The sequence below is a fragment of the Maribellus sp. CM-23 genome, assembly GCF_021354595.1.
In the GTDB taxonomy this organism is placed as follows: Bacteria; Bacteroidota; Bacteroidia; order Bacteroidales; family Prolixibacteraceae; genus Draconibacterium.
The window spans coordinates 225,181-246,006 of sequence record NZ_JADWYJ010000003.1; the positions used below are offsets into that span (position 1 = coordinate 225,181).

General features: G+C 43.4%; 13 protein-coding genes. All 13 read right to left on the reverse strand.

The window, feature by feature from the left end:
• Positions 1-150: 150 nt before the first annotated feature.
• The 13 genes from INQ51_RS11940 to INQ51_RS12000 all read right to left on the reverse strand — a co-directional run bounded on the left by INQ51_RS11940 (position 151) and on the right by INQ51_RS12000 (position 20,237).
• Positions 151-951, reverse strand: coding sequence for a family 16 glycosylhydrolase (locus INQ51_RS11940; protein WP_233378197.1), 801 nt, complete (start codon positions 949-951; stop codon positions 151-153).
• A gap of 177 nt (positions 952-1,128) precedes the next feature.
• A complete protein-coding gene (locus INQ51_RS11945) occupies positions 1,129-2,637 on the reverse strand; it encodes a Gfo/Idh/MocA family oxidoreductase (protein WP_233378198.1) in 1,509 nt (502 codons plus the stop codon).
• Between the two features lie 57 nt (positions 2,638-2,694).
• Entirely contained in the window at positions 2,695-4,128 is a 1,434-nt protein-coding gene (locus INQ51_RS11950; RefSeq protein ID WP_233378199.1) for a hypothetical protein, read from the reverse strand.
• Positions 4,097-5,452 (reverse strand): DegT/DnrJ/EryC1/StrS family aminotransferase, encoded by a 1,356-nt coding sequence (locus INQ51_RS11955; RefSeq protein ID WP_233378200.1) that lies wholly within the window; start codon positions 5,450-5,452, stop codon positions 4,097-4,099. Before INQ51_RS11955 ends, INQ51_RS11950 begins: the two co-directional genes overlap by 32 nt.
• Positions 5,453-5,525: 73 nt before the next feature.
• Positions 5,526-6,566, reverse strand: a complete 1,041-nt coding sequence (locus INQ51_RS11960; RefSeq protein ID WP_233378201.1) for a Gfo/Idh/MocA family protein — start codon at positions 6,564-6,566, stop codon at positions 5,526-5,528.
• 15 nt (positions 6,567-6,581) lie between these two features.
• Positions 6,582-7,958 carry a hypothetical protein gene (locus INQ51_RS11965; RefSeq protein WP_233378202.1) on the reverse strand — a complete coding sequence of 459 codons (1,377 nt, stop codon included), beginning with the start codon at positions 7,956-7,958 and terminating at the stop codon, positions 6,582-6,584.
• Positions 7,959-7,991: 33 nt separating this feature from the next.
• On the reverse strand, positions 7,992-9,350 hold the full coding sequence (locus tag INQ51_RS11970; protein ID WP_233378203.1) for a neutral/alkaline non-lysosomal ceramidase N-terminal domain-containing protein: 1,359 nt from the start codon (positions 9,348-9,350) through the stop codon (positions 7,992-7,994).
• A gap of 2 nt (positions 9,351-9,352) precedes the next feature.
• Positions 9,353-10,738: a DegT/DnrJ/EryC1/StrS family aminotransferase gene (locus INQ51_RS11975; protein ID WP_233378204.1), complete on the reverse strand. Its 1,386-nt coding sequence runs from the start codon at positions 10,736-10,738 to the stop codon at positions 9,353-9,355.
• A 110-nt stretch (positions 10,739-10,848) separates the two neighbouring features.
• The gene (locus tag INQ51_RS11980; protein WP_233378205.1) at positions 10,849-12,120 is read right to left on the reverse strand and encodes a sialidase family protein; all 1,272 of its coding nucleotides are present in this window, start codon (positions 12,118-12,120) and stop codon (positions 10,849-10,851) included.
• 612 nt (positions 12,121-12,732) lie between these two features.
• Entirely contained in the window at positions 12,733-13,932 is a 1,200-nt protein-coding gene (locus tag INQ51_RS11985; RefSeq protein ID WP_233378206.1) for a DUF4998 domain-containing protein, read from the reverse strand.
• 26 nt (positions 13,933-13,958) lie between these two features.
• Positions 13,959-15,140: a DUF5000 domain-containing lipoprotein gene (locus tag INQ51_RS11990; protein ID WP_233378207.1), complete on the reverse strand. Its 1,182-nt coding sequence runs from the start codon at positions 15,138-15,140 to the stop codon at positions 13,959-13,961.
• A 27-nt stretch (positions 15,141-15,167) separates the two neighbouring features.
• Entirely contained in the window at positions 15,168-17,099 is a 1,932-nt protein-coding gene (locus INQ51_RS11995; RefSeq protein WP_119439559.1) for a RagB/SusD family nutrient uptake outer membrane protein, read from the reverse strand.
• Between the two features lie 21 nt (positions 17,100-17,120).
• The gene (locus tag INQ51_RS12000; RefSeq protein ID WP_233378208.1) at positions 17,121-20,237 is read right to left on the reverse strand and encodes a SusC/RagA family TonB-linked outer membrane protein; all 3,117 of its coding nucleotides are present in this window, start codon (positions 20,235-20,237) and stop codon (positions 17,121-17,123) included.
• Between the last annotated feature and the right edge of the window lie 589 nt (positions 20,238-20,826).

Genomic DNA, 20,826 nt, shown 5'->3' on the forward strand with positions numbered 1-20,826 from the left:
TACAAAATAGAAAAACGAGATTAATTTGCTTTTTCATAATTTTCAACTTACAAGATTACTTGACAATCAAAACAGAAAAGACCTGTAATATTGAATAGACAATAAAACATATGATTACTAACAGACTACTTTGTTCTTAGGATTGTTGTGTCATTTTTTGTAGACCTTAACATAATCAACAATAAATGTATCGGGAGCACATGCATTTTTAATTCCCTGAAGATAAGAAGGTATTTCCATGCTGAGGATCATGTATTGATCGATGTGAGACAGTCCCTTGCTTAATTCATGATACTTAAGCCCGTCGATAAAAAAAGCATATTTTTCGGACGTCCATTCCAATGCAAAAGTATGAAAACCTTTGGAAAGCCCTTCCAGTTCGCTGTTCAGGGCTCCTACTGATTGCTGATTAGGACCGTAGGCCCAGTGAATACAATGAGTCATGTGATCTTCTCCCAAACCGCGGAAGTATTCGAAAATATCAATCTCCGCACCATAAACGGCAGGATCCTCTCCCTGTGAGATCTGAGGTGACTGCATCCAGAAAGCAGCCCACGGACCATCTCCTCTTTGCAGGCGGGCACGGCATTCAAAATATCCGTAGGTGGTATTAAATGTTGCCTGAGTTCCCACTGCACAACCCATGATACTGTCTTTTTTTATATCGTACATCAGATACAGATTTCCGTTTTCGACTTTTACCATCGAAGGATCGTTGTATCCAATCCGGCGGGGACCGTTACCCCTGATTTTCCATTTGGTAGTGTCCAATTCATGTCCCGCAAAATTATCTTCCCAAAACAGTTTGTATCCTTCCTTCAGCGGGTTGAAGACTTCCTGTGAAAGAGCAGTGTTTTTTGGAGCAGAAACCGGTACTGTTTTTTTCTCTGAAAACCGGCATGCCGGTAATAGCGTTGCGATTAAAATCAGTGTTGTAAATAAATTTTTCATACACATATAGGTAAAGGTTTATAATTAGAACTCTTGGAGAGAAGAGCCACATTTGTATGATACTTTTTCCCATTCTCATAATTCGATGGGTAAAATGTGAAAAAAGGCCCCGGATATGAATGTCTCAAAGAGAATCCGGGGTTTTTCCTTTAAAACTACATTATAAAAAAAAGAAGGTTAGCTTCGAGGCATTTCGGGTAAGGACCATCCATCGCGGTAAGTGTGCTTTATCCATTCTTCAGCTAAGTCTTTTGCATTAAAATCGACAAACTGGCGATTAAAGCGTGGATCTCCGTCAATTACTTCAAATTTATCGACAGAAACGATTTTTATTTTGTCAGAATCGGAGATGTTGGTAAAACGCATGTTTTCTCCGTCCCAATGAAGAGTTCGTTTCAAATCTTGTAATCTCACAGCCAGTACGCCCATTACTACCATTTCATTGAATGGCCCTGCATAAGCAAAATTTGCACTTGCTTCTTTTCTGCTACCAGCGGGTTCTTTGCAGGCTCTAATCCAGTCGCGCTCATGGGCACCTTTCCATGGACCTTCATCAGCTCCTGGAATACGAGGAATAACAGGATCGGGTTCTTTGAAGTTGTCCATTTGGGAATATGGAAGTAAGGTTGGTTTCATTCCGTAATAACTGGTCATTATTTTTCCTTTGGTTCCCACAAAAAGGAGTCCTCCTCCAATGTCTTTACCCAACATTTCTCCATCGAGCAATTCCAGTGGGCGGCGGGGGAGCAGGCCACCATCGTACCAGGTTACTTTTACTTCGGGCATGCCTACATAGGGCATATTTGTACGAGCCGGGAATGTGTACTCAACAATCTCAGCATGTGGAGCACTTTCTGTGTTAATGAGTGTAGACGAAGCTTCTACTTTGGTTGGGTATTTCAACTTGAGTGCCCAGAACACGGGATCAAGAACATGGCAAGCCATATCACCCAATGCGCCGGTTCCAAAATCCCACCAGCCTCGCCAGTTCCATGGAGTATAAGCTGAATGATAGGGGCGGTACGCTGCCGGCCCCAGAAAGAGATCCCAATCCAGTGTTTTGGGAACTTTCATTTTTTCAGTTGGTCGTTGCAGCCCCTGTGGCCATACAGGGCGGTCGGTCCAGGCATGTACCTGTGTTACTTCACCAATGGCTCCCGACCATATCCATTCACATACGCGACGAATGTCGTTGCCCGAATTTCCCTGGTTCCCCATTTGTGTGGCAACGCCATATTTTTCAGCCAATCTGGTAAGTAAGCGTGATTCATAAACCGAGTGAGTCAATGGTTTCTGTGTATAAACATGTTTACCCAAAGTAATGGCATGAGCTGTTACACCGGCATGAGTATGGTCAGGGGTAGCTACCATTACCGCATCGATGGAATTCCCCATTTTGTCGAGCATTTCTCTCCAGTCTTTGAATTGCTGAGCTTTGGGATAATCGCTGAATGTTTTGGCTGCATAATCCCAGTCGACATCGCAAAGAGCAACGATATTTTCACTGCTCATGTTGCGCAGATTGTTACGGCCCATACCTCCAACTCCAATTCCGGCAATATTTAACTTGTCGCTGGGAGCCACATGCCCAAATTGTTTACCCAGAACGCTGCCTGGAACGATTGAAAAACCGGCCCCGGCCAACGCAGAGACCTTTACAAATTTTCTTCTGTTGATATTTTTCATGTTTTGTAGTTTTAAAAATGTATCAGGAAGAATCCAACGAATATTTGCAGTTCTTACTTACTCCGAAACTTTAAGTAGTTTTCTTATTCCGTTTAAGAGAACATCTTCAACTTCGGGAGTCACCGAGCTTGTTTGGATCTCGTAACCTTCCTGCTGGTAAGCTTCCTTGGTACCAATATAGAGGGGGCCGTAATCGCCGTAGGCTGCCATTGCAACAAACAAGTCGGGTTTCATCTTTTTGGCAGCGAGCTGGTATTCAATAAACAGTTCGCCGGGCATAAACAGGATGCGTCCTTTCCCCAAGCTTAAACAGCCCAGATCGATTTTATGCCCAGCCTGTGTTCGTTTGTACCAGGCCAGTTTGCCCATGTAATTGGGCAGGTAGTTAAACGGTAGATCTTTCTCATGCATTTTGGTTTCAATTTCGTCCAGAGTACTGGCAGGAGGAAGTGTAACCGGGTAGGCTTCCCAGTTCAGCTGATTGGGCGATATTTCCACCCGTTTGCTGTTTTCCCAGGCTCGCTTCATGCCATCAGCCAATCTTTGGGCCAGAATACCCCGGTTCTCTTTTGATCCGTCGTTGTATTTTCCGGCTGCAATGTTTCCGCCAGCCCCGTTGAAATGCACATGCATGGCATCCGGAACTTCCAACTGGCGCAAAAAACGAGCCGTGCCGGGAAAGTCGGGATTAGGTACCTGTGTGAGGTAATAACTTTGTGGATGCGTGGCGTAAAAACTTAAAACGGCTACCGGAGTTTCTCCGTCCCAGAAACCAATGACCGAAACCATGGGATCAATCAGCCCTTCGGGTTGGGCTCTCATCAGGGAATCTTTGCAGGATGAACCCCGCATGGCGAAAACTTTACCTTCTGGGGTAAGCATCCGTCGGTTGGAAGCCACTTTGTAAACGGGGGCTTCTCCAAAACTGATATGAGAAACGGCTCTGGCATGCAGCATTGATTCCTTTACTGATTGTGCCAGCTTCTGGATCAGCTCTCGGGCGAAACTCCCTTCGAAACACCCGGGATCTATATTTGCATCGCGGAGGATCTGCTCGGCACTGAAGTCGCAAATCGGGGCGTCGTGTTGGTGCAGAGTATGCACTGCCACTCTCTCAGGGGTGGTGCCTGCAGCATGGGCAAGTGCTTGTTTGAAAGCATCCTGACCACCGTTGGCAATCCCTATCCAGTCGACAACACATAAAACGATCGGGTCATCACTTCCCCGGATTACCACGCCCCGTGCCCGGAGACTTAGATCCCACGAATTAATCATGGGACCGTAAGTCAGCAGACTGCCAACAGGAGGAGTTGCATCCACATCGAAAGCAGATACATATACAGATGACGCTCCTTCCTGAGCTGCCAGGCTTCCTGTTCCCGGGAAACATACAAGATGTCCCCCCAATAGGAACAGGAAGATAAAAAGTTTGCAAATGATTGCTTTCTTCCGAATGATGCTAAACAGATTTAAGCTGATCCCGGTTTTCATATAATTTTGTCATTGCATTGATGATGTCATCCATGTCTTGCTGAGTACCCAACAGCGGACCTGAAGCCCACAACATAAGCATTTCTTCGTCGCAAATTAAGTCGCAAACAGGGCAAGCCATTTCTTCTTTGTATTGCTTCAGCCTATCTGCTCCGTACATGTACTTGTACTCTTTCCTGTTCATAATATTCTCAACCCAGGGTTCCTTGTGCAGACCGTTTGTAATATAAGGGCTGACATTAATTCCTTCCGCAGAAAGAGCCTTGAGGTATTTCTCACGCGGAATTCCATTGTATACTTCCTTGTTATAATTCATCGTGTACAGGTAGAACGATCCTTCTTCGGTTCCATCGTACAATTTCTGAGGGGTAACCCCGGGAATATCCTTGATTTTGGAAGACAGGTAATTCGCATTTTTGTTACGAAGAACATGTCTTTCAAGTGCTGTTGGCAGCTGGCCTAACAGGATGGCACCTTCAAACTCATTCATCCGGTATTTGGGACCGATGGTTTCCGTACGGCCTTGTTTCGAGGTTCCGTGGTTTTGAACCGTGTAACATTGTTCCAACAGTTCTTCATTGTTGCTAATAATACTACCTCCCTCTCCACAGGATACTACTTTCGAGGTTTGATGGCTAAAGCAGCCTACATCACCTATCGATCCAAGCATCTTGCCGCGGAATTTTGCGAAATGAGCCTGACAGGCATCTTCGATCAAAAAGAGATTGTGTTTCTTGGCTATCTGAAGAAAGCGATCCAGGTCGGCGGGTTGTCCCATCATATGTACCGGTATAATAGCCTTGGTATTTTTGGTAATACGTCGTTCTACATCATCAGGGTCCAGCTGGAATGAATAACGGTCGATGTCACCCAGGACAGGAAGTGCTCTGGCGGAAAGGATGGCCGAGATGGTTCCGGGATCGGTATAAGGGGAGGTGATTACCTCGTCGCCAGGGCCTAAGCCCAAAGCTTCGACTGACGTATGAAGGGCTTGTGTGCCCGAGCCTACTGCAATACAGCGCGGAACTCCCATCATCTTTGCATACTCCTTTTCGAAGGTAGCAACTGTTCCCGTTGCGGATTGGATGCGACACCAGATACCACTTTGGGTTGTTTTTTCAATTTCCTCCAATACTTTTTTGTCCACGTATGGCCAACCAGGCCAGGGTTTATTCGCGCGTACAGCTTCTCCTCCCAGAATAGCTAATTTATTGCTGGTACCGGAAGCTCCAAAAGCCTGCATTCCTCCCAGGGTTATAGTTCCCACTGCTCCGGCGGAAACTGTTCCAACAAAGCTCCTTCTCGTAACGTTTTTAGGTTTCATTTTTGATTAATTTTGATAAGTTTATTGTTTTTATTAGTAAAGACAAGCGTGACTTTTTTATGAAAGAAAAGAGTTATGTCTGATACTTATATTTTTTGTTTTGCTTTCTTGCTTTCTCCATTATCAGGTCAACAGACACCGGTTTTCCTCCGTTTTTAACACTCACGTCTGCGGCCTCCATGAAAGCCAGAATCTCTAAAGTCTCCACAGGTTGAACCGGTACTTTCCCTGTATCGAAATATTTCACAATCTCTTTTAACAGCGGATTGTAGCCGTTATACGACCCAAGTGTTTTAATCGCTTTTTCTCCGAAGATACGACCTCCATATCCTGACTCTCCTTTTCTGATTCCTCTGAATGTCCCAATTCGTCCGTCTTGCCAGATTCCTGTTACCACATCCGCACCGGGAGTATAGGCCCGTGTAACTGTTTTGCAGCCTGTCCCCATGGCTGTGAATAGAGGCTCAACCCCATGAATTCCGTACCAAAACAAATCGGGATGTGTTTTTTCCATCGGTGCCGGACTGTATGTTTCAGCACCAAGCACTTTCCCCACTGCCCCGTTTAGCACTTCATCCATTCCCTGGATGTAACGGAGAGAAGAAGATGAGAATACCGGAACGCCGTAATGGTTGGCAGCATCAAAAATTGTTATGGCATCAGCAAGAGAAGCAGTCATGGGTTTGTCGATAAACATACGTTTGCCCAATTTTAAAACAGGAATTGCTTGTTCCAAGTGTCGACGGCCATCATTGGTTTCAAGAAGGACCACGTCAACCAAGTTCAGCAATTCATCGATCGAACGGGTTATGGTAATCCCCATTTCTCTCATTTGCTTTGTGTACCCTTCGATAGTATCAACACTCGATTTTATATCAAGGCTACCTTGCGGATAGGCTGCAACAACTTTATATCCCAAAAAATCATTAGAGTTTTCAGCGGTATTCATTGCTTTTGTAAAGGCAATGCTGTGAGATGTATCAAGTCCGATAATACCAACTTTTTTCCCGGAAAGTTCTCCGGCGAAATAAGGCTTTGCCAGGGCTGCCGGGGCAAAGGCCACTCCCGCTCCGGCAATAGCGCTATTGATGATAAAATTTCTTCTGTTGGTCATTTTATGTTGTTGTTGTTATTCAAAAGGATTGGGAATAACAACCAAGTCTTCGATTTCTTTTCCCTCGTGCATGAAACGGGCCAGTGTATACACTTTGCCATCCTGTCCTACGGTGATGGAATTTACGTAGGTTGGGCGGTTTCCGTCTTCATAAAAGATGGGGCCGTGGTCGGTATAAGTGCTTGTTGGGATATGATAGGTAATAAGGTGGAGGTTTTCCAATCCCTTGGCTGCACCCATGGCAATCTCGTCGACTCCTTTTACACGTTTGCCGTCGATGTAGATTGGTCCGCCGGTCAGGTAGTAGATGGTTTGCCCGTCGGGTCCTAGGTCGAAGCCCAGGTAACCATAGCTGAACTGGTCGAACATACCGCTCTTGCGCGATGGTTCAGAGGTGATACGATCTACAATCTCTATTTTGGGCACTTTGGGATCGAAGCGGAACAGGTATCCCGAGTTACCATGTACCCCGTAGGCTACATTTTCCTGCGGGTACCACACGATACGTCTCCAGTTGTATTGCATGCTGCCCGGACGGGTGGCATCGTACTTGCCAAAGTAATCCAGCTTCAGGTCGATGCCTTCCAGTTTCTTGATTTGCTGCTCACCCCCGGGGTTGTAGTAGAGGATGTCTCCTTCCGAAGTGGAAAAATAAACAGTTCCATCGCGCGGATCAACTACCATAGAACGGCACAATACACGGTAGTCTTCTCCTGGTTTGCCTGCTTCTCCGTTAGCCGAAAATTTACCCAGGTTTTTAAGTTGGTCCTTGGCCACATCGTAATGCAGGAAGTACCCGAAGGGCCAAGAAATGCCGTAAATATGACCACGCTCAGTGTCCATGGTCATGGTCACGAAGGCTTCGCCATCGGGGGCTGTGGCCAGGTCTTCCCATTTGCCCGATGCCAGGTCGTACGAAAGTATGTGTCCTCCGGGGTAGAGTTTGTAACCTTCTGGCGGATCCTGTACCATCATCTCCATACCATCGATCATTTGGTAGTAACCGGCATGGGTAGATATGTACAATTTTCCCTTGCTTTCGTAAAAATTGCAATGTGATTTTCCCTGCGAGATGGTTTTCAAACCGGCTTCACCACAAAGTTCGGTGATATCCCCCAGGTGGTCGATTTTATCAGTAGTTGGATCGTAAACGTAATACTGTCCGCCTGTATCGATTGATTGGGAAGAAAGGCAATAGTAAATACGTCCGTCACTGGCTGCGGTAATGGTGTTATATGTGTCGTGGGCCAGCGGGAATCCCGAGTAATAGTGTTTGGCTACCAGGGGTTTCTTTTCTCCCACTGTCGCTTTTTCGTTCTCTCTTTTTCCTGTTTCCGTGCATCCTGCTGCGAGTAGAACCAGCAGCATAGCCATCATAAATGTAGGTCTCATAAATAAATCTTAGGTTATTAATAAATTATTTTATCATCTTAACTGTTTTGCCAGCCTGATCACTTCATCAGTGATCTGTTGCTCAATGCCGGTTTTCCACCGGGCAGGTAGACCGTAAACCATTTGCGATACTTCGCCTTCATAGCGTCCTTCTTTTAAAACCTTCTCATCCGGGATATAGGCCATTACATCGTTGGAGTACCCCATCACAAACAGCTCATTGCCCAGTGCTTTTTTTAGCCCAACCGAGTAGTTGACCAGCAACTCACCTCCAAGTGCAACGATGGTTTGCTCGCCCAGCTTCCAAACCTGAACAGGGTAGGGGTATGATGTAGGAAAGGGAGTTCCTGAGTTTATCAACCCTAGCATATCTTCGGCCCATGCTTTCATGAATCCCTCGTTTTTATCTCTGAAAGCAAGCAGGTATTCCTTGGTTGGAGGAGTGTCGAATTCCAATTCTATCTCGCTGTAAGCTGTTTGAATGCCGGGCCTGAGTAGATACATGTCTTCATGCAGCACGCGCTCTACTGCAGCAGCAAGTTCCTGTCCATACTGTTTGGCTAAGGGAACCGTGCGGCGGGGCATCGGATTCTGGTCGGCGCCGGCTCCCTGGAAAAACAGGGCAGTGGCTCCTTTGTACTTGTTTTCAATCTCAATCTGGGCAAAGCCAGGATAATCGCCTGACCACTGTTGCCCATTCAAAACGGTGGGATGACAGGCATAGCCAAAAGCAACAGCCTGAATCCGTCCTTTCATATTTTCAACTTTAAGCACCGGTACGGCATAATCGTTAGGGCCCTGCAGATCGCTCAATTGGGCAATCTGCGATTCATCGTTGTTCCTCCGGTTCACCTGAAAACGCACAACACCGTTGCTGGCATAGACCCGTGCAGGCTTCACCGAGCGGGCTGCTTTTTCGCACAGGCTGTAAATTTGTTGTTCCAGCCATTGTGTATATTGATCAATCTTTTCCTGCTGAACCTGATTCAGCAGATAAATCCCACTCAAAGAGTTGGCCAGCACAGGGCCTGAGTGAGTGTGCGAGCTGTTCAAAATGATCTGCGAACGGGACAGCCCCCATTGCTCTTCCAACCGATCCCTGATCTGGTCGGATAGGGTCTTGGGAAATCCCAACAAATCAGCGGTGACCAACAATACCTGCTGGCCTGCTGCATCTTCCAGAAACAAGGCTTTTGCCCACAGCTCGTGCAAAGTCCCTTCCGAGGGAGAGGTTCTGGATGCATAACCGGCCATCCACATATCCTGATGCGGGGTAATTTTTACCTTGGCAACGCCGGCTTTCCAATCTGAACCTGCTTGTTGTCCAGCTACCGGATACAAAAAGGTGAGCAACAGAAGAGCGGTAAGCGTGAAAAAAATATTGATCTTCATGATTACTCGTTTGCCTTTTTTATCTGGTCAGCGTTATCATATATTTTTCTGATGGCAAGTGCAATGTTGTCCATGTCGTTTTTCGAGCCCAGCAAAACATTTTGCGAGATCCACACCGCTTCCCGGTTGCAAAGCTGCTCGTTCATTGGGCATTGGTTTTCATGAGCATAGCGCTCGTAGTCAAGCTGTTCGCTGGAGTAGAATTTCCGGAAAAGGCGGCTATTGAATGCATTTTTCAGAAAAGGCATCTTGTTCAGCTCCGAATATCCTGACAAGCAGGGTACTCCTTCGGCCTGCAATGCCTTGATAAACGCTTCGCGGGAGAGTCCCTTAAATGCTACCTGCTGGTAACGGAAAGGGAATAGGTGAAAGGCAGCCCGGGTTGCATTCTTGTGCAGACGGTAAGGGCTTATACCCGGTATGTCCTTGATTTGATCGGCGAGATAAGCCGCGTTAACGCCGCGGGTTTGGGTCTGTTCTTCCAGCCGTGCGAGCTGGGCCAGGCCAATGGCTGCCTGGTACTCGGTAATGCGCAACTTGGTACCTACCATTACGGTCCCGGCTCCAACCTCTCCGGCGGCAGAGCCGTAAGGGTTGCCATAGTTGTGGAACGAGTAGCAGCGATCCATGAACTGGTCATCATTACTGATGATGGCCCCACCTTCACCGATGGCCATGTTTTTTGAATTCTGGAAACTGAAACAACCGGCATTGCCGAAGGTTCCCACTTTCTGGTGGTTGATCTCGGCCAGCCATGCCTGACAGGCATCTTCCACTACCAGCAGGTTGTGTTTTTTTGCGATGGCCATGATTCGTTCCATATCGCAGGGCAACCCAAGGATGTGCACCGGCATGATGGCTCGGGTACGCGGGGTTATTCGTGCTTCAATTTTGTCGGGATCCATCAGGAAAGTTTCCGGGTCTACGTCTACAAAAACGGGAATGGCCCCGTTAAACAGGATGCTGGATACTGAGGCAATAAAAGTATAGGGAGTAACCAGCACTTCGTCTCCCCAACCTATCTCGAGCTGGGCCAGCGAAGCATTCAGCGCATTGGTGCCGTTAACAACGGCCAGACAGCGTTTGGCTCCGCAAATTTCGGCCCAGCGTTGCTCGAACAGGTCAACTACTTTGTTTCGTGACCATACACCACTGCGCATAACTTCCAGCAAATGCTTCTCGTCGGTTTCCGGCTTCCAGATTGGCCAGGCAGGCCAAGACGGAGAAGACAATGCCGGCTGCCCTCCAAGAAGGGCGGGGGAAGGGGAACTGGAAATACTGCCAGCCCAAATACTGCTTATTCCTCCAGGAACAAGAAGAGTTCCTGCTCCCAACAAACTGTTCTGAAGAATAAAATCGCGCCGAGTGTGTGTATTGTTCTTTTTCATATTAAAATAGGTTTATAATCTTTAATGTCCAGATTATTATTATCATACTTATACCTGAAAAAGAGCGATTTTATCCACTTGTTTTTCAAGGTATTCATTGATTTTCTTTTCTACAGTTTAATCCTGTACCAAGAAGGATGGCTGGCATACTTTCCTCCACCGTACCGTTTGCAAACAATAATAATCTCTTCCTTTTCCACATTTTCCATGATGTTAAAGTTAGAGAGCTGCAATTTTGTGTCTTCGTGTTCATGCCTGGTATCAATCATTACTACACTTTCTTTTATCAATCCAAAATTTTCTGTATTTACTTCTGCAATAACCAATGGATAACGGGGATGACTTGCCTGAGGGTTTGTTTCGGTTATGTTTCCAACCCAGTATACCCGGCCACTCTTTCTGGATCTGAAAAGCGTTGAGTGTGCCGTTGGCACGAAAAAATTTTCTCCGTTGGTATAAGTAAGAGGTTTTGGTTCTGACCATGTCCTGCAGTAATCGTTAGAAAATGAAACTCTGGCATATCCAGGTAATTCGGGACGGGCAAGATTTGAACATCTGGCTACCATTGCAAATTTTCCTGGTTTTTTGGTTTCTATAATGGTTGCCTCACACACGCCTCTGGTTGAAACGTTGTAGTCGATACGCAACCATTCTCCGAAATCCCATGTTACATCGCTTCCATCGGGCAGCCATTTCCCAACGAGTACGCCTGCATCTCCAAACAGATAGGCATTTTCCACAGGGAGATAAATTTTTTGATTCTCTTCGTCCCAAGGATGTAAACTGAGAGGTACCATTATTTCTCCGTTTGACGCTTTGACGATAGGTCTTGTAAAGTCGATATTAAATCCATTTCTGCCAATTTTCACTCCTTTTATTGGATTCATCGTGTCGTGTCCTTTGACAATCACAAGCTTCAACTCCGAGAAAGTTTTTCCACCATCTTTAGAGACACGATACCACGTTTTATATTGGGGCGATCCTGTCGAGGTATCTCCCTTTCCCGGGGTGGAAATAACGAGTTGTAAAACCCATGGTTTTCCTGGTTCAACAAAAATATTACCTGTAATATAATTGCCGCTTCCACTGTAAAAATTTTCTTTTTCCCATGGGAATGGAACAGGTTGAACGCTTGGTACGGTCGGCACATTTGGACAATAGATAAAACCGGGGTCAGAAGGAATAGCGCGATATTCATCATTGTATTGATCATTGATAAACCAGATTTGTTTATCAATCACTTTGGGAATGCTTACTAACACATCTGACTCACTGATCTCTTCAGTGCCTTTACATGCCAGAAATATGATGCCTACAAGTGATGCGGCAATGATCATTAATGCATATTTCAGCTTAATTGTTTTTTGAATTCTATATTTCATTTTTCTTGTGATCTCTACATTCAAACAAACGTTTGCGTAAATTTATGTAAATTTATCATAACATGCTATTTTACCAGAAAATATGCGAATTTTTACATTCGCTTATAATACTTTAAACGCACATTATTTATTTTCGATCTTAAAGTTGATTCTATTTTGCCCTTTTTTTGCTGCTAATCTGGGTGTCTGTTTGGCACCTGATAGATTCGATCAAAAAGGTTAGCGCGATTGCAGCTGTCTTTATTTCTCGAAGTTTCCAGATTGTTCTCTAGTGAATTTTTTTTAAGGTTACAAGCTATTTAAAGTATCTTTCCAACCTGACATCCAATTTTACAACAGGTTTTCCTCTACTTCTAATTACAAGGAACGGGCAAGAAGACAATGCTCTTATTCAACAAAGACCGTTTTTCTTTTTGTATTTAATTCGATACAAAAAATGAGGACTCTGGTCTCCATACAGGTTCTTTATTTATTATTGATTAGCAAGTCGGCGCTTGCAAAAGATTTTCAGAGTTGAAAGTGGTTTTCCTTTTGCACGCAAAAAGAAAACCACGAAATCAAACTTAACAATACAAAAACGAAAGTTTCATTGCAATATACAATGATATAGACTTAATCGTTAATGCTGAAGAAAGACAACTCGCCTATTGTTACAGGCACAGCTCCATTCCACGTATCTTTTACTACATATCGGATATAACGTACGGGTGTAGTATTGTTCAGAATCATAAAATCCTCTCCTGCTGCTGCATATTCAAGATCCTCTGGACTTTCCTTGCCTAGATCCTGCCGAGAAGGTTTAATCGACTCGTAAACTCCTAATACCGTCCATTCCGAAAAATCGTCACTAACATCAGGCGTTGTACTTCCCCATACTTCAAATTTCTTTACTCCCTGACTTCTGTATACGACTCCGGCAGTTAAGCGTTGCCATTGTTTTATTCGGGAAAGCTTAACTTCTTCTCCCAGATCGAACGTGAAACTATGTGGCAATGTAATCCCAGATTGAATATACCATGTTCCTACATTGTCATCCCACATTTTTTCTATTCCATAAGAAGAACTATGTTCGAAATATGGAATTCCAGGTGGGTTCCATCTTGTGATCAGTGAATGATCCATTTTTGAATCAATACGATTGACGGAAGTGAAATTGGAGTACAAGGTATCGTAAGCTTCTTCTTCGGGCAAATACAAGGTCCTGAATTCGAATTCTCCACTAAAGCCTTCCAGTAGAAGAGAAGACTCTCCACTTGTGATGAATTTTGTTACATAATTTCCAGCCTTGTTCTTGTATTTAATTTCAGATTTCATGTAGTATTCCGGGATACTGCCCCATTGGGTGAAAACCGTGTCTTGTGTCTGAAACGTAGCATATTTCAGATTCCTCTCAATAAGCGTTTTCTGGAACTTCGGACCATAAACATGACCTGAAGTTTCCATCGGAATTGATCGATTCTTTTGTTCACTATTCATGGTTACCAGTTGGAAATAATACATTCGTTCTTCTAAATCGGAAATCAATAGTTGCTTAGCACTAGTCCCCGGTGAGCCTGGAATGTCAACAAGGACTGAATCTTCTCCTGAATTCCAGTATACCATTAATTTCGTTGCTTTGGGATCAGAAATCCAATAGTGGATCATGGCACGACCAACACCGGGCAGTACTTTTGCAGAATCGGGTTGCCCAACATAAATCTTCTCTCCTTCTTCAAGATACTGGTCATGAAGATCGTTCATCTTTGAGCAGTAACTAAAGAACAATCCTACGATTACTAATAAAATGGATTCAATTAAATATTTTGATTTCATTTTTTAAAATTTTTCTTGTAAAAGAATTAGTTCATTATATTGCCAAATGCATCTATCTCCATAATGACAAAGTTATTGGCTCCTCCCCATGTTTTGAGCACATCAAAACGGAGGTATCTTACAGCTGGAGTACCGATTGGCATGTTGAAATCTTCTCCTGCAACGGCAAAAGCCTGATCTTCGTCTGTAATCTGTCCAAGGGGTAAGCCAGAAGGTTTGTAGGAGTCAAACTCTCCTAATAATACCCATGTGGAAAGATCGTCGCTTACTCCCGGGTGGTCAGAACCATATACTTTGAAATGCCTTAAATTTCCGGCAGTATAGGTTTGACTTGCATTACAGCGTTGGTATAATTTAAGGCGGCTTAGTTTGGCCAACTGGCCCATGTCAAAAGTAAAACTGGTAGGAAGTGTGACCGATGTAGAGCCCATAAATCCGGGACTGATTAAAGCACCTTGTCCGTCCCACATGTTTTCAATCTGCCAAGAACCGTAATTTGCATAAGCTATACCTGGTGGATTCCATCTTGCGAATCTGGCTTTATCCAGCTCCTCTTCAAAGAGTGGTAAATAGGTGCCACTGATCGTATCTGTATGGTTTCCCCATTTGTCGCGCAAGTATACTGCAAGAATAATCTCCTCAGCACTAAGTCCTCTGATGTTTCCTTTGCCTGTTCCTGCATTGGTGTAAAAGTTCTCGATCTCTTCGTATTTGGCCTCTGTAGTATTCCAGCTTGCAATGGATAATACAACATCAGCATTCGTTGGATTGTCCCATGTGATAAAAACTCCTCCAAAATCATTGGCAATATTTACCGATTCCAATATTCCAAAAATAGGAGCTTCTTTTGGATGAATTTCCACCTCAACCGGTTGTGATTCATTTTTGCTTCGGTCGCCGCACACAAGAGAAACTGTTTGTGATTTTGACTGCCCTAATCCTTCAATCCTTATTCTGTTTGTATAGGCCGAAGCTTTTTGTTCCATTATGGTACCATTATCGAGCTGATAGGTTACTTTTATATATAGGAGGTCATCGTCGTCGGGAATCGCGTAGGAAATGATTGCGCCTCCGGCAATATTCTCCACTTGAGGATTTGCAATTTGCTTGGGAGGAATGCTATCCAATGGGTATTGCCCTCTTTCCTCTTCTTCGCAAGACCAGATAAAGCAAATCGCAAATAGTAATATGAATATTTTACTTTTCATCATTCTTATTTTTAAGTTTTTGACAAATTACCAACCGGGATTTTGTACAAGGTTTGTATTCACTGACAGGTTATACTGTCTGATCGGCCAAAAGATATCTTTGCGGGTATAATTCATATCCATGTACGAAGTAACATGATAAAAATCGCTGTTATTCTCTCCTAAGTAATACCAACCCTGTATTGTTGTATTCAATTCCTGAGGAGCTCGTCCCCAGCGCCGAAGATCCCAATAGCGCTGTTCTTCAAAGGCCAGCTCAATACTTCTTTCGCGTTGAATAATTTCTCTCATACCCTCCTGGGTTGTATATTTCTGAGAAAACCTGGAATAATTGCTCCACGATTCTACCACTCCTTTCAAGCCTGCTCTTTCCCGAATAATGTCGATATATTGATATACTTCCTGATTCGGACTGGCCAAGGTTTCGTTGAGAGCTTCTGCATACAGAAGATATAAATCAGCCAAACGAATAATTGGCCACTCCCATGCTTTGTTTACATAGACTGTTTGATTATAAACCCCGTAAAAGTTAGATAGCTTTTTGATGTAGAAAGAGGTGAGAGAATAACGCTCAATACCTATCGGTCCTGAAATTTCTCCGGCTTTGGCATTGATTGGCCACTGCTGATTTTCGTCGTAACGTCCCACGCCATACCACCAACCTTTATCAAAGCCGATGCTGCCGTAAAAACGAGGCTCTCTGTTTAAATGAAGTTGGGCCGTTAATACATTGGGCTGAACCAATAATTTGTCTTCTTCGGTGGTTACTGTTAAATCATAACGATTGGCATAATCGTAAGTGACATCTTCCTCTATCGGGACACCATTTTTTGAATAAAAACATTCAACAGCCTTCATGGTCGGAACATAAACACCTACTCTTACCGGAATATGCAAAGCGTCAAGTGCTGGCATCGAATACACATCATTGTACCAACCAATGTTATACGAACCAACATTTCGGCCATATGAGTCTGTTCCCTGTCCTGAATAACCCCAAATATGTTCGCTGTTCCATTTGTCGGTAACAATTTGCCCCACCTGTGCAATAAGCCTGGTTTGTTCCGACAAGTTCAATGATACATCTCTGAATTCAAATAATGCATGACCGGCAGCATGGCATGTATCAATGGCATTTTTACAAGCGACCATTGCTCTTTGCCATTTTGCCGGGTCTTCAACGGGATTGATAAAGTTTCTTCCCAGATGATCTTTAAACGATGTGTAATCCTTGTTTCCGTTAAACAGCGGACTGGCAGCAGTAACCAAAACTTTTGCTTTCAGGGCAAGTGCTATTGCCTGAGTAAAGCGGCCTTGTTCTGCAATTGGGTTGTCGATTTTTAACGGCAAATCGGGCGTTGCTTCATCCAGTAATTGAACAATGTATTCAACAACATCATCAACGGGCTCTCTGTAAACCATTATTTCTTCTTTGGATGCGGAAATAGGTAGGTTTTCTTTAACAATTGGGATGGGGCCATACATCTGCATCAGGAAGTAATGGTAATATGCCTTTAAACATTTAACTTCAGCAATCCATACTGGTTTTTCATACGATTCCAGATCCCGGACTTCGTCAAGTCGTTCGATAAATATATTGCAATCACGGATGCCCTTCCAGAGGCTTTTGCCGCCCCATAGACGCAATCCATCCCAGTAGTTGATAATTGGGGAGTTGACATTATTACCCTCTTTCAAGACGGTCCAACCTAATTGAAAACCGGCCCAGTTTTGATTACCGTAGGTTGTTGCAAAATCATCAAAACGTCCGGGAGATTCGCACAAGCCATGTCTGGGCATATACGAGTAACAAGTAGCGAGATATTGTTCCGCTCTTACTCGGTCTTTAAAGGCATAATCCAATGTTGCCACGTTGTCGGGGACAATATCCAAATAATCGCCACACGAGGTCGCAATCATTATTGAAGAAATTATAATTATAAAAATACTTCTTTTCATAAAGGTAATGTTTTGAGTTGTTTAGAATGAGACTTGGACGCCAAAATTGACTACTCTCTGAATAGGATATCCTAATCCATTTCCTGCCATTTCAGGATCCCATAACTTGAATTTACTAAACGTAAGGAGGTTGGTCCCACTTGAGTACAGTCGAAGTTTTTCGATTCCTGCTTTTTTTGTTAAGGTGTTTGGCAAAGTAAAACCAAGTTCTACATTCTTCAATCGCAAGAAGCCGCCATCTTGCATAAACCATGTGCTTAGTACACTGTTGTTTGAATTGATTACCGGCGACAAACGAGGCCACAAAGCATAGAGATTTCGATTGCTTTCTGACCAGTAATCATCGGCATAAACTTTTAGAAGCTGTTGCTCGTTAACAAAAGGTGCAGTTTTTTTTGTATCAATCCAGAACGACTCACGAGCTAATCCCTGAAAGAAAAATGAGAAATCAATATTTTTGTATCCAGTAGATAGTCCGAAGCCAAAAACAACTTCAGGTGTTGTAGGATAGCCAATCGGTACCATATCTAATTCATTGATTGAGCCATTGCCATCAATGTCTTTGTATTTGATGTCTCCAGCCATTGCGTCACTAAATTGAGTAGGTGAGTTCTTTATTTCGTATTCATCAACAAATAGTCTTTCTGCCACATAGCCCCATTGCTGTCCCAATGAATATCCTATCTTCGATTTCCACGGAGTGTCTTCGTAAATTGGTTCGTCGTAAACAAGAAATTCGCTGGTTGCATATGTAAAGTTAAAACGTCCGGACAACCAAAAGTCATTTGAAAAATGTTTGTTTAAGTCCATTGAGAAATCAATTCCTCGTCCTTTTGCTTCTCCTGTATTTGCTTTAGAAGCTGCCTGCAAACCCAGGGTTGAGGGGATGTGACTTCTGTTCATCAGGATGTTTGTACGATGTTCCTGATACACATCAAAGACAACATCAATCATTTCCAAGAGATTCATTTCAAAACCAAGATTGGTTTTTCTGGCTGTTTCCCATGTAATGTCCGGATTCTCGTACCTGGAAATACTAATCCCATTTTTGTAGTAATTAAATTCTGAGCCGAAGATATATCTGTTCGAACTCGTGTTCATATTTACTTCAGAAAGGTAGAAAAACCTGTCAGATGGAGAACCAATAGCATCATTCCCTACTAACCCTTCGGTAAATTTCAATTTGAACATTGGGATTATCTCTTTCAGATTTCCTGCCCAAAAGTTTTCTTTCGATACAACCCATCCCAGACCAACGGAAGGGAAGAACCCAAACCGGTGTTCTTTTGAGAACCTTTCAGAGCCATTGTATCCAAAGTTGGCCTCTAAAAAATACCGCTGTTTGTAAGCATATGTTCCACGCCCTGAAATACCCATATTGCGGAAAGCTAGCGACTGCTGCAACGAACCGGCATTCCCTTCCAGACGGTTCCGCAGATAAGCTACAAGCATCCCACTAACCGAATGATCACTTGAAAACTCATGTTCGTAATTGATGGCACCTTCCATGTATGTGTTCGAGGTAATAACCTTGGCTCCTTCGTAGTAATCGAGGTGCTCTTGTCCTGATTCAGGATTTACAGCCCCCAGTATATATTCCCCGGTACTCTTATCATAGCTGCCAACCGTATAATAGAATGGCTTATAATAGCGGCTCACGTCAAAATGAGAATAACGCGTTGTACTCATCAGGCCTCTGGCTTTTAGTCCATCTGCAATAAAGTTGAGATCTTGATGAGCTTCAAATTGTGCGATCATGGTTGAGTTTGTGTACTCCTTGTATCCTTTTACCATGTCAGCATAAGGGTTCAGGTAGTTTCCGTCAACTGTGTTCCCGAAAAGAATATGATCAGTTGTTTTATTCATTTCATCCGGCTCATAATATGCAGGAAACAAAACAGGATTTGTTCGCATTACCTTGTTGTATAAATCGGTACCACTATCCAGAGGTCCCGAATAATCATCAAATGTACCGTACAAACGTACAACAACCTCTGTCGTGTTTGTTACATTGATATTGACGTTCGAGCGCAACAAAGTTCTATTGAGCTTGATATTGTTATTGAAGTTATTCTTTTTATCAACTTCCAGGATACCATTATCCCGGTTAAAAGTTCCGGCTAAATAATAACGAGCAACTTTTCCCCCTCCGCTAATATTAAAATTAAGGCGTCGGTTGGTTGTAAAGTTTTTAAACAACATGTTGTACCAATCAGTCGCAGGGTAGAGTAAAGGATGGACGCCCTTTTCGGTATTTTCGATTTTTTCTTGCGAATAAGGCAAAAGCCCAAGTGGGTCGCGTGTAATCACCGCTTCGTTATGTAGCTTCATGTAAGTTATCGGGTCGGCTAGTTCAATTTCCTTGGTAGGAGCCGATATCGATTCTTCATAACGTATTGTTACCCTGGCTTTTCCTTCTTTTCCTTGTTTAGTTGTGACTAAAATGACTCCATTGGCTCCGCGTGCTCCATAAAGCGATGTTGCAGTGGCATCTTTCATAATAGAGAAACTCTCAATATCGTCTGGTTGAACCCGGGATAAGTCACTAGAGGTAACTTCTATGCCGTCTAGCAAGATAAGAGGGCTGGCAGTATAACCAAAACTGGTAACACCACGAATAAAGAAATCGGCAGTGTCGTCTCCGGGTTCTCCACTACGCTGGTAAGAAATTAAACCAGCCATTCTCCCTGCCAGAGCAGTGGTTAGGTTGCTGCTAGGTACTTTTAGTTCTTCGGTTTTGATGGTAGAAATAGAGGAAATAACACTTTCCTTTCTTTGTTTTCCAAAGGCTACGATCGTAACCTCTGATAATTCATCAACTTTTTCTTTCATGGTCACATTGATCACTGTTTGCTCTCCAACATCGATCGTCTGAGATTCTAGTCCCACGAATGAAAATAATAGCTTGTCGACAGAAGCAACTCTTATCGAGTACTTTCCGTCCAGGTCAGTAATAACCCCCCGGGTAACTCCGGCTACGGTTACGGTAACTCCGGGAATGGGAATCCCCTTTTCGTCGGATACAACCCCCATTACTTCTTTTTCATTTTGTTGACTTACATTCGAAATTTTCCAGAAATCGAAGGGGGTCGAGAATGCATTCTTTTGTCCGACCAAAAGAATCGCGACAATAAACATTGTGCAGCATTTTATATGCAGCAACTTGAAAATTGGAATCCTGATGTTTCTTTTCATATATTATTGATTTAGCATTGGTTCTCTCTTGATTGTTTGTGTGCTGGGGGCTTCCTGGTTGATTGTTATGTGTTTTTACTTTGTTGTGTATTGAAATATAATTTTTATTAGTTAGTTATTTTTTTCTTCCTTGGAGTGAATTTATATAGGTTTTATGATTGAATCGTTCAAAACTAGTCATTAATATAATTTTTAGCAAGCAATATTTACTTTTTTTGTGATAAAAAATTTGTTTTTTTGGGTGTATTTACGTTTTGTTTGTGTTTAAATATTTGTTGTACAGATATTTGTGTTATTAATTCAAAATTAATCAAAAATAATCATGATCGTTTTGTTTTTGTCGTGGTTTAGGACTGTTTTAATGCATCTTTTTGTGTTGTCGCGTTTGTTGTCGATTCTTGCGACTGCCTTTTGGCGTGTAGGTGAATTCTGTTGGCTATTGCGATCTAATTTTGTGGTCTTTGGAGGGTGGAGTGTCGGTAGTTTATGAAAAAATAGGACAGAATTTACAAGATCTCTTTTCTTAGGCGTT